Here is a 17,289-nt window from a genome sequence, read left to right as displayed (position 1 = left end):
ACGGTTTCTTTTTGTTTTACAATTTGGAAAACAGGGCTGTCCCTAGCCAATTTTATGACTTATGGGACAGCCCCTTTATGTCATTTATTATTCACTTGGATGACAAAGAGTTCTAAATCACCAAGTCATACTTCACATTCAGGATTTATCCCTGTTGATTCAAAAGACGTACGAGTTCATCCTCATCCTCAATGGTAGGAATGCCGAGATCGTGAGCTTTGGCCAGTTTGGAGCCTGCCTTCTCTCCGGCAATAACAAGGTCTGTCTTTTTGGAAACACTGCCCGTTACCTTCGCTCCAAGCGCTTCCAGTCGTTGCGTTGCCTCTTCCCGCGTCAGTTGATGCAGCGTTCCGGTCAGCACGACCGTTTTGCCACTGAAGAAGGAATCTTCCACAATCGCTGCTGGTGCCTCAGGCGCCTGGGCTTTCACACCCAAATTCAGCATTTTCTCAATCGCCGCCTGTGTAAATGGATCTGCAAAGAAAGTCACAATGCTCTCGGCTACAATACCACCGACGTCTGGAAGTTCAACGAGCTCCTCTGCCGTAGCATTCATAATGGCATGCAGGTCGCGGTAATGATCAGCCAGCATTCGTGTAGTTGATTTGCCTGTATTCGGAATACCCAGTGAATATAGGAACGAAGCGAGGTCCCGATCCTTGCTCTGCTCCAGGGCAGCAATAAGGTTGTTTGCTTTCTTTTCACCAAACCGCTCCAGCTTAACCAAATCATCGAATTGCAACGTATACAGGTCAGCGGGCTCACGCACGTTCAATTCGTCGTACAGCTGAATCGCCGTTTTCTCGCTGAACGTCTCAATATCCATGGCATCACGGGAAGCAAAATGAGAAATACGGGCTACGGTCTGCGGTTTGCACGCCAGCTTGTTGTTACAGAACAAATGCGCTCCACGCTGTTCCAGCGGGAATCCACATGCCGGACATTGCTCAGGGAACACAATCTCCTCGCCATCACTCTCTTCAGTCACTTTGCCCAGAATTTCAGGAATGACATCATTGGAGCGACGGATAAAGACACGTGTGCCCAAAGCAAACTTCAGATTTTTCCGCTCAATGTCACCGACGTTATTCAATGTGCAGTTCTGTACCGTTACCCCAGCCAGCTCAACCGGTTCTACCCGCGCAAGCGGAGTCACTTTGCCGGTACGACCCACATTCCAAACAACAGAGTTCAGAACAGTCGTAGTCTCTTCGGCCTCAAACTTGTACGCCACCGCCCAACGAGGGAATTTGTCTGTGTAACCCAGTGCCTCACGGGTGCGCATGTCTGTAATTTTGATAACAGCTCCATCAATCAGATAGTCCAGTTGGCCACGGCTCTCCTGTATCGCTGCAAGCTGCTCCATCACATCATCAAACTCATGGAAATACGTAATCGATGGATTGACTTTGAATCGATTTTCACGGAGAAAATCCATCATCTCCTGATGGTTGGCAAACTGAATATCATCCGAATAACCTACATTATAGAAATAGGCGTTCAGCCGCCGCTCAGCGGTTGTCTTTGGATTCAGGTTACGCAGCGCTCCTGCTGCAGCATTACGGGCATTTTTAAGCGGCTCTGCTGCCGTTTCATTATATCGGTTCAACACAGACAGGTTCATTATGCCTTCACCCTGGACTTCAATCGTGCCACCAGTATAAGGGATTTTGAGCGGGACAGACTTAATCGTTCTTACCTGAGCCAAAATCCCCTCACCTACGGTTCCGTTCCCACGGGTAGAGGCTTGAACCAACTCTCCGTTCGTGTACGTTAGATTCAGGGTCAGACCGTCAAACTTCAGTTCAATGACATAGCCGGGTTCAGGTAACGGATTGTCCGGATTTTTGGTGTTGTAATCATTGACCAGCTTGAGCACACGCGTATTCCAGCTCCGCAGCTGCTCAATATTCTGGGCTTTGTCCAAGCTCCACAATGAGGATAAATGGCGATGCGGTGTAAAACCTTTGAGCAGTTCACCACCCACACGCTGTGTCGGAGAATCAGGCAAAACCATGCCACTCTCCTGTTCCAGCGTAACCAGTTCGTCGTACAGAAGATCATACTCCTTGTCGCTGATCTGAGGCTGATCCATCGTGTAGTACTGATAATTATGCTGGTTCAGCTCGGTTACGAGTTGCTCCATCCGGTGCATCGGGTCCATATAGGGCCATCCCTCCGTAAATAAAATTTGGATCTATGTAGAACGAACACTCAAATTTGCACTTGAACTAAGATGGCAGAACAACTCTCCGATCGCTGTTATCCCCAAATTTCTTTAATTCGTTTTAAAGGGGGAAATTCGGGGATAAAGGCGAACGCTTCACTTCTTCAAGTTATTTCTGCCCTCTTAGTTATTGTGCATTATTGAAGTTTCGTTCTTAATTTATTCTACTTTTGTAATGGGAGCAAAGCCTGCAAGCAGACGTTTTAGACCAACCGGGGCCGGGAATGCGATCTGAAGCTCCGTGTCATTACCCGAGCCTTTCACCCCAACAATGGTACCTGTTCCCCATTTACCGTGTTGTACTTTATCTCCGGCTTTGAATCCTGCTTCACCATTGGAAGCTACGGATTTTGAAGCAGATGATGGCGCAGCAAATGTGGAACGGGAGGTACTTGTAGTCACACGCGAAGTTGGCGTGGATGTAGTAGCAGAGGAACCACTTCTGCTTTGTTGATCGAAAAGCTTGGCTGTATTGCCGCCACCAAAGTTGCTCCCTCCACTTGCCCCAAGCCCACGGCCACCATATGATCCACCTGCGCCGCTACCACGACGGTAACGGTCACGAGCCATTGAGGTATCCTCTTTTAGCTCATCCGGAATTTCGTCCAGGAAGCGTGAAGGCGGGTTCGCCGTTGTGCGTCCGAACAAGGTCCGCATCTGTGCACAAGACAGAAAGAGTTGTTCTTCCGCACGCGTAATGCCCACATAAGCCAGTCTGCGTTCTTCCTCCAGCTCCTCGTTATCCATAAAGGCCCGGCTGTGCGGGAAGACGCCTTCCTCCATACCCACGATAAAGACGACGGGGAATTCCAGACCTTTGGCACTGTGCATCGTCATCAGGGTAACTGCGTCACTCTGATCCTCTTCATCATCGTTCATGCTGTCGATGTCCGCAATTAGTGCGAGATCGGTGAGGAACGAAACGAGCGTTTTGTCTTCATTATTTTTCTCAAATTCCATTGTAACGGATAGGAACTCATCGATGTTTTCGAGCCGTGCACGGGATTCGAGTGTGTTTTCATTTTGCATCTCAAGACGGTACTGGCTCATCTCGAGAATCTTCTCGGTCAGTTCGGTTACAGACAGATATTCTACCATCTGATGCAGCGCAGCGATCATGTCATAGAACTCCACCAGCGCATTCCGCGTTCGACCGGCAAAACCGAGATCGTCCACGACCTGAAGCACACGGAATATCGAAATCCCCCGTTCTCCTGCCGCAGCTGCCAACTTGGCTACCGTTGTATCTCCGATGCTGCGCTTCGGTACATTAATAATTCGGGTAAGACTGATGTCATCGTCTGGATTGGAAAGCAGGCGCAGATACGCCAGAATGTCCTTGATCTCTTTACGATCATAGAACTTGATGCCGCCAACAATCTGATATGGAATATCAGACTTGATCAAAATTTCCTCTATAACCCGGGACTGGGCGTTCGTACGATACAAAATGGCGTGATTCTGATAGGATTTGCCGTTCTTCACGTTTTTACTAATCTCGGAGGTTACAAAATACCCCTCATCATGTTCGGAATCCGCACGGTACACCTTGATCTTTGAGCCACCCTCTTTGTCCGTCCACAGCTTCTTCGGTTTGCGCCCAGTATTCAGGCCGATTACCTCATTCGCTGCATTCAGGATATTTGAAGTGGAACGATAGTTTTGCTCCAGCAAAATCGTATTAGCCTCAGGGTAGTCTTTCTCAAAATTCAGGATGTTGCTGATATCCGCTCCACGCCAGCGATAGATCGATTGGTCACTATCCCCTACGACGCAGATACGGTGATGACTATCAGCGAGCATGCGGCAAAGCATGTATTGCGCGCGGTTGGTATCCTGATACTCATCCACGTGAATGTACTGGAATTTCTTTTGGTAAAAGTCGAGAACTTCCGGTACCTCTTTGAAAAGTTGAATGGTCGCCATGATGAGATCGTCAAAGTCGAGCGAGTTGTTGGCTCTGAGTTTTTTCTGATACATCTTATATACCTTCGCCACAATGCCTTCGAAATAGTCAGCAGCCTGCTTCTCATATTGCTCCGGACTGATCAATTCATTCTTCGCGGTGCTCATCATCGATTGAACAGCTTTCGGTTCAAATTTCTTGGTATCAATGTTCTGGTCTTTCATACAACTACGAATTACAGATAATTGGTCAGATGAGTCCAAAATGCTGAAATTGGAGGTGAAACCGATACGTTCAATGTCACGGCGCAGAATACGCACGCACATGGAGTGAAACGTCGAAACCCAAATATCACGGCCCTGAGAGCCGCCAACCAGTTGGGATACCCGGTCTTGCATCTCGCGTGCCGCTTTGTTCGTAAAAGTAATAGCCAAAATGCCCCATGGCGGTGCTTTCCGTGTTGCAATCAGATAAGCAATCCGGTGTGTGAGCACCCGGGTCTTGCCACTACCCGCTCCGGCCATAATCAGCAGCGGTCCATCCGTCGCCTCGACGGCTTGCCGTTGAGGGGTATTAAGCCGTGCAACGGCATCATGTATATTTACAGGTTGCATGCATGCATGCTCCTTTCGTTGGTTGATCTATATAAGTAGGACTAAGGGTTACACTCGTCACTACGATGACAGAATAATCTTCCGATCGCTGTTATTCCCGTATTTTATTAATTCATTTTTTAAAAGGTTTAAATCCGGTAATAAAGGCGACCGCTCCGCTTCTCCAGCTTATTTCTGTCCTCTTCGTTCTCGTGTAAAATTAGTTTAGCTTATATTTATAAGGTAGTTGAGATTAAAGTTGAGATTAAAGTTGAACTGAAATTACTATCTTCTATCATGTTGTTGAGAGAGAACACTTCATTCCTTCTAAATTGGTTCTGCCATATCCGTTCTCGTGTAAACAACATTGCGCTAATGTAAATTGTTTAATGAGTAAGGTCAAAGTTCTATTTTAACAGATCAGGAGGGTAAATTGGGGGAATGGTAAACTAAACCGATTAAACGGATTGTTTCACAGCTTGGACCGTCTCCAGCGCTTTGTTCAAATCACTGTACACAACGTTGCCAACCACAACGGTATCTGCGACTTGAGCGGCTTGTCCAGCTTTCTCCGAACTATCAATTCCGCCGCCATAGATAAGATGTGCCTTAGTGAGTTGTCTGTGTGTCTCTCCAACCAGTTCCATATCTCCAAACGTTCCACTGTACTCCATGTATACGATAGGCAGGTTAAGCAGACGTTCCGCAGCCTGGGCGTAAGCAACCGCAGCATCAGTTGTCAATTCCGTATCCGCTCCTGTCATTCGGGCAACAGTGGAGTCGGCATTAAGGACAATATAGCCTTCTGCAATAAGCAGATCCCATGGAATCAGATAACCGTAACGCTCAATGGCTTGCTGGTGTTGTCCAATGATCCATTGGCTATCCGTTGCATTCAGTACCATCGGAATCAGATATCCGTCAAAACCGGGCACAACGGCCTCCAGATCGGATACTTCCAGCACACAGGGCAGCTCGTAGCGACGTACTCGGGACATCAGCTCCACCGTGTTATCATAGGTAATTCCCGAAGATCCGCCTACCATAATGGCATCGGTCCCCGACATGCAGATCAGGTCGAGTGCTTCATCCGTTATTTCCCGGTCCGGGTCGAGCTTAAATACATGTCTCCACTGCTTAATCATGTCTATCAACGAACATTCCTCCAGAGGTTCTTCTGCATCCTAAAAAGCTTGTAAACTAAGTCTAAGTCAGCAGGGAGTGAGTGTCAATGTTCGTATAAAAAGGGGAACAAAAAATCACAGACTTTTCCCTGGAATTGCAGGAGAAGCCTGTAATTTTAAAAGATAAGATTGCGATGCTACAGAAGAATTCAAGTTAGGTACCAGGTGCAGGTGCCACTACGAACATCAATATCATGAGTAGAGCTCAACATTCTTTCGTAGGAGCACTGTATCCATTTGAATCAAAATATAATATCTCAAGGCTTCCAGGCAAAACGTGTGTTCATATCATCCAATTCCTGCTCCGTCAATACATCCGAATACACGCCATACACACCCCATTTTTCATAGTTCGCCACCTGGTCGGTGTCATTAATGGTGTGCACGTAGGTAACAGCTCCTGCCTGCTTCAGCTTGGCAACGAAATTCTGGTTTACTTTATATTCCGGCATGGTTACGGCATCGATGTCATTCTTTTGTACAAAATCAACAACCTGGGATTCCGTATCCTGCGTCGCATAAAGAGTATAGATAATAGAAGGAAAAGCGTAGATTGCTTTCACGGTTTCGAGCATCGGCTCGTTATAGATCTGCACAACAACCCGATTAAGGATTGTCGGATCATGTTTCTTGGCTGCGTCCACGAGTGATTTCAGCACCTGTTGAATATCCTCATCCTTCTGTTCTTTGGTATCGGTCACGATATACATATCCGGGTACTTGGCCAATACGTCCATAATGCCGTCGGCATCCATGGGTTGGTACTTGCCCAGAATGGGCGTATTCATAAATTCATCATGTGTCAGCGCCCCAGCCTGTTTGTCTTCGGGTAACTCCTCGTCCTGTCCCAGCATTTTGCTCATGTTGGCGGTCCATTCATGTCTGGCTACCGCTTTACGATCCGAGGTCAGCATAAAGTCGATCTCAAACACACGTGTGCCCTTCTCATAATTGGCAATCATCGCCTCATAGGCATTGGTGTAAGGCTGCTCACGGATGCTGCCCATCGCATGGGCAATCAATCGATAGGCCGTAAATCCATCGTGCTGCTCCTCGCTCTGACTGTCATAGGCAAAAAAGAGTGTGCCCACGGTTACGATGAGTAGTGTAATGACGGCTGCAATTCGTTTCATATGGCGTTCACATCCTTAGTAGGGTGGTAGGGAAGAAAAGAGTATGATAATCATGATATGACGAAGCATGTGCGGTATTTCCTTTTTGATAGCTAACTACCCTGATTGGAGAGGTGTAAAACAAAAAGCCGCCCGAAGGCGGCTGTTGAATCTAGGGATACAGTATTTCGGATGAAAAAGAAGCCCTACCTAATCGGCTTGCTCTACACTTAATTCATTCAGAAATGCGATCAAAGCCTCTCTCCAAGCTCTCATAGGTTGCAGACCATTTGTACGAATAGCGAGATGATCCATTACGGAATATTGAGGGCGAGGAGCAGGACGCGGAAATTGCTCGGTGGTACAGGGCTCAAGAACAGCGCTTTGTTTGAAACGGGATTGCTTAGCTGCTTCTTCTGCGATGGCCTGAGCAAACTCATACCATGTGCTGGTTCCCGAATTAGAGGCATGGTAGATACCGTATTTTTCAGTTAAAGAAAGCTCACTTACGAGTCTAGCTAAATCCACAGTATATGTGGGTGATCCTTGTTGATCCTGAACCACCTGAAGTCGGGGACGCTTCTCCAGAAGCTCCAGCATGGTTTTGACAAAATTGCTACCGTGTACTCCAAATACCCATGATGTCCGGATAATAAACCATCGCGTACAGAGCCCCTCAACCAGTCTCTCTCCCGCAAGCTTAGACTTGCCATACACAGTCTGCGGATTTGTTACATCAAATTCCTGATAAGGTCTCGTTGCTGTGCCATCAAATACATAATCCGTACTAATATAAATTAGCTTGGCTTTCACTTTCTCCGCAGCGACTGCTATATTTCTAGTGCCTGTTACATTGACTGTGTATGCCATATCCTCATCTGTCTCGGCCAAATCGACGGCTGTATAGGCTGCACAATGAACGATGATGTGAGGCTGGAATGTGTTAATGGTAACTCTGCATTGCTGTTGATCGGTAATGTCCAACTGATCCCTGTCACAGGCCATTACATCATGACCACCTGCTTGAAATGTTTTCACAACATCGTATCCGAGCTGTCCCGCAGCTCCCGTTACCAGTACTCTATACTTCATTCTGTGGAATCACCCATTCGCTTACCATACTGAAGTTGAACATAATCCTGATACGTCCCTGATTGAATTCGTGTCCACCAATCTTGATGGTTCAGATACCACTGAATGGTTTCCTTAATCCCTGTCTCAAAATTGTGCACAGGCTTCCACCCAAGCTCTGTACCCAACTTGGTCGGGTCAATTCCGTAACGCCGGTCATGCCCCGGCCGATCCTGAACATATTGAATCAAATTGGCCGGCTTGCCCAGTTGTTTTAGAATAGTCTCAACAATATATAGATTGGTCCGCTCATTATTTCCCCCGATGTTGTAAACCTCTCCGATCTTGCCTTTGTGAATGACCAAATCGATAGCACTGCAATGATCCTCTACATAAAGCCAATCACGAATATTCAGTCCATCGCCATAGACAGGAATAGCCTCATCATTTAAAGCGCGGGATATAATTAAAGGAATGAGCTTCTCTGGAAATTGAAAAGGTCCATAATTGTTTGAACAACGTGTAATGTTTACAGGCAAGCCAAAGGTTTCATGATACGCTCTTACAAGCAAATCTCCACCAGCTTTACTGGCAGAGTATGGACTATTCGGCATCAAAGGTGTCTCTTCTGTAAACAAACCTGTGGTGCCGAGTGAGCCATATACTTCGTCTGTAGATACCTGAACGTATTTGGTAACTTGATATTTCATCGCCGCATCCAGCAGAACCTGAGTCCCAAGTACATTGGTACGCACAAAAATATCTGGGGAGAGAATGCTGCGATCCACATGAGATTCAGCTGCAAAATTAACCACTACGTCAATCCCTTTGGAGATGATTTGTTCCATCTGCTGTACGTCAGTGATATCCGCTCGGATAAACGTGTATTGAGGATTGGATTCCACGGATTGCAAATTCTCCAGATTGCCTGCATAAGTTAGGGAATCCACGTTAACAATTTCATAATCAGGATGCTCACGAAGCATATACATCACAAAGTTGCTGCCGATGAATCCAGCTCCACCAGTAACGAGTAGTTTCATGCCGTCTCTCTCCTTCTGCCTCCAGATACAGAAGTACCTGAGAAGTCTTTTTGTTAGTCAAAGTTTAGTTCTGCATCTTTGAGTAACGGATGCTTTTGGTCTTTCTCTGATAAAGTAGGAGCCGTAACAGGCCAATCAATCGCGAGTGCAGGATCATTCCACAAAATTCCCCGGTCATGTTCAGGGGAATAGTATGCATCCACCTTGTATGTCACCTGTGTATGTGGCACCAGTGTACAGAATCCATGAGCAAAACCTTGAGGGACAAGCAACTGCCGCTGATTATACTCACTGAGAATGACACTTTTCCACTGTCCAAAGGTTGGTGATGAGGTACGAATATCTACAATAACATCATAAATAGCTCCGGATATAACTCTGACTAACTTCGTCTGGGCTCTCGGCTGAAGCTGGTAATGAAGTCCGCGAAGAACTCCAGCTTCGGCGGACAGGGATTGATTGTCCTGAACGAACACATGATGTATACCATTCTCATACAGAACACGCTCATTGTAACTTTCCATGAAATATCCCCGATGATCGCCATAAACCTTGGGTTCCAATATAGCTGCGCCATCCATAAACAGCGGAATCACCTTCATGTTACCCCTCCGTTTTTGCTAATAACAGCATTTCTTCATAATAACTATGTATATGTAGGGCATCAGGCAAGTGATCGTTCATTGGCCTGGTTATATCATGATATTTCAATACGTTGTTCTATAAAATAATCAAAACCCAGCCGCGTTTAATTTTCGGCTGGGCTTAATTCTATCGACTCCTCTATTTGTTCTGTACAATCTGCTCCAAATACTTCAACAAATCATCACGCAAATCCGGGCGCTGAAGGGCATAATGAATCGTGGTTTCAATAAAACCAAGCTTCTCTCCAACATCATGACGCAGGCCGTCAAAGTGATAGGCCAAAATCTGCCGCTGATCATTCAAACGGGACAGGGCATCCGTTAACTGGATTTCTCCACCTACCCCAGCAGACTGCTGACCCAGGATATCGAAGATATCCGGCGTCAGAATATAACGACCCATAATAGCCAGATTGGAAGGTGATTCTTCCGTCTTCGGTTTCTCAATCAAACGACGGGCGCGGTATACACGATCTTCAGTGCGAGAGACTAATTCCCCGTCCACAATCCCGTAACGCGACACTTCGCTCCAATCGACTGGCTGTACACCTACGATCGGTGATTGCAATTCATCATAGACTTCGATCATCTGCTGAAGACAGGGATGATTGGACTCCACAATGTCGTCTCCCAGCAGGACGGCAAATGGTTCATTTCCGATAAACTTGCGAGCACACCAGATGGCGTGTCCAAGGCCCTTTGGTTCCTTTTGACGAATATAATGGATGTCTGCCATTTCGGAGGGCTTGCGAACTTCATTCAGCAGATCCCACTTCTGTTTACCAGCCAGGTTCTGCTCCAGCTCGAATGAATAGTCAAAATGATCCTCGATGGCCCGTTTACCTTTACCTGTTACGATAATGATATCCTCAATGCCTGAAGCCACAGCTTCTTCAATAATGTATTGAATCGTCGGCTTATCGACGATAGGCAGCATTTCCTTCGGCATCGCCTTCGTGGCAGGCAGAAACCGGGTACCGAGCCCGGCCGCTGGAATAATTGCTTTGCGAATACGCACGCTGAGCCCCACTCCTTTGCTAGAGTCATCATTTAATATATTTAATGATGGCAAACTCCAATATGATTGGACTTCATTATACCATTAACAGCTCCCGAATATCCTGCTCGGATAAGGTAGTCGATCCTCGATCTCCTGGTTCGATCACTTCGGCAATCAGATCTTTTTTGCGCTGTTGCAGCTCCAGAATCTTCTCTTCGATCGTACCTTCCGTCACGAGACGGATAACCTGTACGACTTGTTTCTGCCCCATGCGATGGGCGCGTCCGATGGCCTGTTCTTCCACGGCAGGATTCCACCAAAGGTCATATAAAATAACAGTATCTGCACCCGTTAAGTTCAATCCGGTACCACCAGCCTTCAACGAGATCAGGAACAATTCGGCTTCGCCCTCGTTGAATCTGCGGCACATCTCTACCCGACTCTGTGCAGGTGTCTGACCATCCAGATAGAACAAATCTCTCCCCTGTGCAGCGAGCGTCTGTCGGATCAGATTCAGCATGCTTGCAAACTGAGAGAAGATGAGGATACGTTTGCCAGCAGCCAGACAATCCTGAACCGTCTCCAGCAGCTGCTCCATTTTCCCGGAATCTCCCTGATAACCCTCCACAAAGAGAGCGGGATGACAGCACAACTGGCGCAGGCGTGTAATGCCAGCCAGTATTTTGATACGGTTCTTCTGAAAGCCGTTCTCTTCCATATCCTTGGATGTCTCATCCTGAAGCTGTGACAGATAGGCCGCATACAGTTTCTTCTGTTCATCCTTCAGCTCGGAGCGCTGTACGGTTTCAATACGATCCGGCAGTTCTTCCAGCACATCTTTCTTCAGACGACGGAGAATAAACGGACGGACCATCCGGGCAATGCGCTCAGGAGGCAGATCCCGGAATCTGCGATAGCTAGGGAACAACCCCGGGAATACCGCTTCAAAGATCGACCACAGCTCATCCAGTGAGTTCTCCACAGGAGTTCCTGTAAGTGCGAAGCGACGTGGTGCCTGAATCTGTTTAACAGCCTGAGCCGTTTGCGAAGAAGAATTCTTGATTGCCTGGGCTTCATCCAAAATAAGCGTATGAAACGTTCTTCCGAGATATGTGTCCAGATCACGGCGCAATAGCGGGTAGGAAGTCACAATAACATCTGCGTCATCCATGCCTTCGAGCATACTGGCTCGTTCATCTTTTTGCCCTGCTGCAATCAGTACTCGCAAATGCGGAGCAAATCGGGCAAATTCATTCGCCCAGTTGTATGTTAATGAAGCTGGTGCAACGACGAGTACCGGAGGATGATTAGGGCGGCTTTGGATCGATAATCCATCCTTTAATGTACCTGAGGCAGTAAAGAGACTCCCAACCCCCTCCAAAGATGCCTCATTCAATGGCAGCCCAGTTACAGAATCAATCCCAGAATAAGCAGCACCTGAAACTCCCTCTCCCCGTAATCCGTTCTTCCCATGGACATCTGCGCCGTCATAATCTCCGTTTGAAATCAGCTTTTCTTTCAGTTCTGCCGCGATATAGGCGATACTTTGCAGCGTTTTACCAAGTCCCATATCATCTGCCAGAATGCCGCCAAATCGGTAAAATGCGAGTGTGCGCAGCCACTGGTATCCACTAGCCTGATAATCACGCAGCACAGGAGCAAGCGCATCTGGCAGTGCAAAATCCATCCGCTCGGGATCACGAAGGTCATCCAGGAAACGTTTCAGGGAACCTCCCCACTTCACATGGCCCGAAACCTCGTCCCGGCCGGGGAGCTGCAGAGCCCGAACTGCCGGCAGGCGAATATGACTACTCTTGATGTCGCCCGAAGCAACTCCAAGCGAATCCGCCATGTGTGCGAAGCTGTCCGCTCCTTCATTTTCGAGAGAGAGAAATACACCGCTGGGCAAGCGGAAATACGGTTTCTTTTCCACAATGCTGCGCATGATTTCCTGAAGCTCCTGCTCGTCTACACCTTCCATCTCGAATGAGATCTCCAGCCAGTCCAACCCTTTACCCAGATCTGCCCGGACTTTCGGAGGTGTCGGATAGGATTGCACCATGGCCTTCACGGCATTCGGAATATAGATATCCACTTGTTTCTCAAGCTCAGGCAGCAAATGATACATCACATCATATATCGCATCTTCTCGTTCACTCGCCCATACACTGCCATCCCGTTCCAGGAAAGAGCGATCTAGTCGATCGATCAGGTTACGCTCCGCATGACGGTCACGTACCAAAATCACCTTCTTCTCTTCCTCATCGATCAAATACTCGGCCAGCGGATTAATCACCATTACACCATAATCAAACTCCAGACGCGCAGTAATCCGTTCCCGGTAGAAATCGATATACAACTTTGGCGCAAGCTCCGGCTCTGCGATTCGTTCTCTCACCTGGGAATCGATGGACAGATGTCCAAGTGTACGCAGTTCCGGCACTACATGCTGCACGAATTCATCCACTTGCTGAGCAGAAATATCGATACTCTCCTTAATTCCATAAGAAGTGAGCGCGCTGCTTAAATCCTCCAGACTTCGCATCTGCATCGGCTCCAACATATGCAATTGCCCTTCCACCACGGCAGCATCATAGGCTGGAAGAAGAATTAGCTCACGCAATCCGGAAACTTCTAGCTGATATCCTTCATTAGTACCCTGTGCAATACGGTAAAATAAAGGCAGTGCCCCCTCACCCAAAGTGAGCGGTCCATTGGCTAACCCCGTTCCCTCCATCCGGCTATCTGCCTGAAGCAGCAAATCCAGTAGAGGCTTCCAGACCAGAGGAGCAATCAATATATCTCTTCCGTCTGAAGCACCCAGGTAACCCGAGATGGATTCGCGGTAAGCTTCCTCACTCTGCCTCATCCGAATCAGCATAGACAGGATCGCCTGATCCTGGGTACTAAAATAATGCATTGAAGGATCGTAGAAAAACAGCTTGGTAAACGACATCGGCTCACCATTCTCAATGCAGTTCAGGAATTGTTTTACTTTCTGAACTACATACAGGCGTTTATTGCCTACCTTCAGTTCAAGCGCGAGTTTGGCTCCGCCTTTGTGGACCTGCACAAGCTTGCATATAAATTGAAGCTGCAGCTCTTCCCTTAGTGGGGAGCGGGTTACAGGCGCGGTGTATTTACGGTCATTTGCATGCAAGGGACTACGTTCTTTGGCAAACATGGAAAGAATCTGATCCGCTGTGCGGTACGAAGGTTTATCTGCTGATCTTCCCCATCCAGGGGCCGAGCTTGGACGGCCTGCCTGGGAGAATGAAGACACCGTGGATTTCGAAGCAGCTTCAAAATGCGGCCCTGGATCGAAAGATGAATCGGGACGCTCCCAATGACTTTCCTCAATCAGTGTACCCACTTTGGAAATAGAGCCTGAACCAGAGGTAGCACCCCGCCGGGAATCAAATTGAGATGATTCTTGCCGTTTCCCGTTATCAGCCTTTCTGGCTTTCTTGCCCTCCTCATTGTTCGCCGAGTGGTCTCCCAGTTCTTCTACCCGTTCGTGGATTGCCAGCAGTACAGCCGCGACATGCTTGCAATAGTCATAATAGTTACCGTAAGCCGGACAGTTGCAAGTTGCTTCAATCTCTCCCACATCATCCAAGTCTACGGTTACTTTGTATCGTTTGGTCCCTCTAACAACAGCATCGTAATGACACTCATCCTCACTAACGACCATATTGGTAACTCTTCCGGATAATTTATAATCTTCTCCACGCTTGAATGCCGTGACCCCGCACAGCAATTTGATATCCATCATGGTGAATGACGCCACTTGTCTAACCCTCCTTATCCGTACCACCTTGAACGAAGACTTATTAAAGTCTGAATCGAAGTCATCTTATCCCTGGTCCCTTTTATAGAAAAAACCCCAAGAGCTCCGTAAAGCAGAGATTGGGGTTGCTTCATACTTCATGCCTGTTGCTGTTTGTTACGGTTTCGGTCTATTATTTCACCAGTTGACCACGTGTTACGCCAAGCTGGTTGGTAGCTTTCAGTGTTTTCCATACTTGTGTACCACTGATCTCACCACGCAGAGCACGATTGTACAGATCAATAACCTCGCGCACCTGCTCTGGAGTTTCCTCCAAGAATTCCACACGGTAGCGGGATACACCCAGATCCATAAAGTTGGTCAGATATTCAGCACCAGATTGCTCCACCGCATTATAAACGGTATTGCGGCAGCCTTCATCCACACGTACCGGGTGGGACATGCCGATTCGGTCTTGCAGCGATGCACGTTGTTCCTCACAAGGACGTCCGCAGTTGGTGTAGTCCGTTCCTTCACTCATAAACGTACAGTACACACAATGTTCTGTATGGAACATCGGCAGATGCTGATGAATGACGACTTCCGTCTGACTTGTACGGGAGTGTCCCAGCAAATCAACCATTTGCTGAATGTTCAGGTCATAAGAAGGCGTAATCCAGTCACAGCCTGCTTCCAGGAACAATTCCACTGCCTTGTGATTGGCGATGTTCAGGGAGAAGTCACCGATCAATTCCGGGTGCTTCGCATCCGGGTTCTCCATCCGATGACGCAGGTAGAAGTACAGTGCACCTGTATTTCGTACAAGCACAGCATCCGGCTGCAAACGCAGAATGTTGTTGTGATATCCGTTCTCCCCAGGCATATGAATGCGTGGTGTTGCCAACGCAATCTTGCGGCCTGCGGCACGCACAGCTTCCACCGCTGCCGGGAACTGCTTGATAAATTCGAAGTCGGCGTAAATCATGCCGACGCCTGCTTCCAGCGCTGCCTCTACTTGTGGCAGGCTGCGGCAGAGCGCGGTCAGCTCCGCTTGACCGCGAGCCACTGGCGATGCCGGCTTAACCGCATCGCCGTAGACTTCCACCGCCCGTTTCACGTAGACGGGCGGTTTAGGGCGCTCGCCCGCGAGTTGTTCCACCGCCTGACGGCGAATGTTATTCAACTCGCGCATCGGAATGATGACGTCACCGTGCAGGTTGACGTCCAGCTCTTCCAGCTGGAACACAGTGCCGCCCAGACGTCCGAATTGCTCTTCGAGCAGTTCGTGCGTCATAGGACGCTTCTGGGCAATATCCAGTTCCATCTCGGAATTCACACGGACCGTCGTACCCTTTTGCACGTCCGTCCACCAGGTGCTAAGCGGCTGCCCCGGGCTGCCGATGACTTTCACGTTTACCGGGAAGATACGATAAGGCTTCTCGGTTTCAAAGCTTTGACGAAGACGTTTGTCCAGTGCCGGATCATTCGTTTTCCATACTTTGTCGCCAACTTTCACGCGACGCAGGTCTACGTCACTACGGCCTGGTACGACGTCCACGATCCAACCTTCCTCCGCTTCGCCTTCAAGCTTCACGCCTTTGCGACGTACATCGTAGACACGTCCGCCTTCTTCCTTCTTCGTCGGATCTCCGGCATCAAATACGATTCCGTCTCCACGTTTAACTGGTGCATCGAGCTTCAGGACAACACCATCACGTAATACTTGGTCTACACGACCCAGATAGACGCCACGGCTTTTCGGGAACGTACCGTCAACCAGTTGTTTATTGTTCGTTCCGTCCAGGAAACCGTGCGTGAATCCACGCGAGAAGCTCTGCTGCAATTCACGAACCTCTTCTTTACTTGGAGGCGTATTATCTCCATCAAAGTAACGGTCGATCGCTTTGCGGTATTTACTAACCACGTTGGCCACGTATTCCGGCGTTTTGAGACGTCCTTCGATTTTGAAGGAAGTTACGCCCGCTTCGATCAGTTCAGGCATCAAGTCAATCGCAGCCAGATCCTTCGGAGACAGCAGATACGCCACATCGCCCATTGGTTTATGCTCACCATCCACCATCAGGTCGTAAGGCAGACGACAAGCCTGTGCACATTCCCCACGGTTGGCGGAGCGTCCGCCCCACATTTCAGAAGTCAAACATTGCCCGGAATAGGACACACACAGCGCACCGTGCACGAATACTTCCATTGGCAACTTCGCCTGTTCTCCGATCTTCTGAATCTGCTTCAGGTTGTTCTCCCGTCCAAGCACGACACGTTCCATATCAAACGGCTTCGTAAACTCCACCGCTTCCGGTGACGTAATCGTCATTTGGGTTGAACCATGAATCGGGAAGTCCGGTGAGATCTCGCGGATCATTTTGACCAAGCCCAAATCCTGTACAATCACGGCGTCCACACCTGCATCGACACAAGCATCGATCAGTTCTTTGGCATCCGTCAATTCATTTTCAAAAATCAATATATTAAAGGTCAAAAAACCTTTTACGCCATAACTGTGCAAAAACGCCATAATCTCCGGCAGCTCGTCCATACGGAAATTGTTCGCCCGTGCCCGTGCATTAAATTTTTCGACTCCGAAGAAAATCGCATCCGCGCCGTTGGCTACCGCCGAACGCATACAGTCCCAGTCACCTGCGGGTGCCAGAAGCTCAACGTCTTCTCTTCGTATTGTTGCTGTTTTCATGTGTATCCTCCCCATAACCGGCATAGCCGGATT

The 17,289-nt window shown here is 48.3% G+C and carries 10 protein-coding genes and 1 pseudogene; all 11 read right to left on the bottom strand.

Annotation, left to right across the window (positions count from 1 at the left end):
* Nucleotides 1–145: 145 nt before the first annotated feature.
* Entirely contained in the window at nt 146–2,164 is a 2,019-nt protein-coding gene (gene ligA, locus P5G61_RS21295) for an NAD-dependent DNA ligase LigA (RefSeq protein ID WP_301248413.1), read from the bottom strand.
* A 222-nt stretch (nt 2,165–2,386) separates the two neighbouring features.
* Entirely contained in the window at nt 2,387–4,747 is a 2,361-nt protein-coding gene (pcrA, locus tag P5G61_RS21290) for a DNA helicase PcrA (RefSeq protein ID WP_301248412.1), read from the bottom strand.
* Nucleotides 4,748–5,184: 437 nt separating this feature from the next.
* A complete protein-coding gene (pcrB, locus tag P5G61_RS21285) occupies nt 5,185–5,871 on the bottom strand; it encodes a heptaprenylglyceryl phosphate synthase (RefSeq protein WP_435874259.1) in 687 nt (228 codons plus the stop codon).
* 296 nt (nt 5,872–6,167) lie between these two features.
* The gene (locus P5G61_RS21280) at nt 6,168–7,043 is read right to left on the bottom strand and encodes a phosphatidylinositol-specific phospholipase C/glycerophosphodiester phosphodiesterase family protein (protein WP_301248409.1); all 876 of its coding nucleotides are present in this window, start codon (nt 7,041–7,043) and stop codon (nt 6,168–6,170) included.
* Nucleotides 7,044–7,232: 189 nt separating this feature from the next.
* Nucleotides 7,233–8,114: a dTDP-4-dehydrorhamnose reductase gene (gene rfbD, locus P5G61_RS21275; RefSeq protein WP_301248408.1), complete on the bottom strand. Its 882-nt coding sequence runs from the start codon at nt 8,112–8,114 to the stop codon at nt 7,233–7,235.
* Nucleotides 8,111–9,136 carry a dTDP-glucose 4,6-dehydratase gene (rfbB, locus tag P5G61_RS21270; protein WP_301248407.1) on the bottom strand — a complete coding sequence of 342 codons (1,026 nt, stop codon included), beginning with the start codon at nt 9,134–9,136 and terminating at the stop codon, nt 8,111–8,113. Before rfbB ends, rfbD begins: the two co-directional genes overlap by 4 nt.
* Before the next feature lie 53 nt (nt 9,137–9,189).
* Nucleotides 9,190–9,738, bottom strand: coding sequence for a dTDP-4-dehydrorhamnose 3,5-epimerase (rfbC, locus tag P5G61_RS21265; protein WP_301248404.1), 549 nt, complete (start codon nt 9,736–9,738; stop codon nt 9,190–9,192).
* Between the two features lie 181 nt (nt 9,739–9,919).
* Nucleotides 9,920–10,798 (bottom strand): UTP--glucose-1-phosphate uridylyltransferase GalU, encoded by an 879-nt coding sequence (galU, locus tag P5G61_RS21260; protein WP_110000885.1) that lies wholly within the window; start codon nt 10,796–10,798, stop codon nt 9,920–9,922.
* Between the two features lie 76 nt (nt 10,799–10,874).
* Complete coding sequence (locus P5G61_RS21255) at nt 10,875–13,649, bottom strand: DEAD/DEAH box helicase (RefSeq protein WP_435874258.1); 2,775 nt, start codon at nt 13,647–13,649, stop codon at nt 10,875–10,877.
* A gap of 663 nt (nt 13,650–14,312) precedes the next feature.
* A pseudogene (locus tag P5G61_RS32075) lies at nt 14,313–14,474 on the bottom strand (SWIM zinc finger family protein); the annotation flags it as partial.
* 268 nt (nt 14,475–14,742) lie between these two features.
* Entirely contained in the window at nt 14,743–17,256 is a 2,514-nt protein-coding gene (locus tag P5G61_RS21250; protein ID WP_301248401.1) for a U32 family peptidase, read from the bottom strand.
* Between the last annotated feature and the right edge of the window lie 33 nt (nt 17,257–17,289).

Origin of the sequence: Paenibacillus vandeheii, assembly GCF_030433635.1 — a bacterium.
Taxonomy (GTDB): domain Bacteria; phylum Bacillota; class Bacilli; order Paenibacillales; family Paenibacillaceae; genus Paenibacillus; species Paenibacillus vandeheii.
Note: the sequence above shows the minus strand (reverse complement) of the source record. Positions and strands in the feature narration are given on the sequence as shown.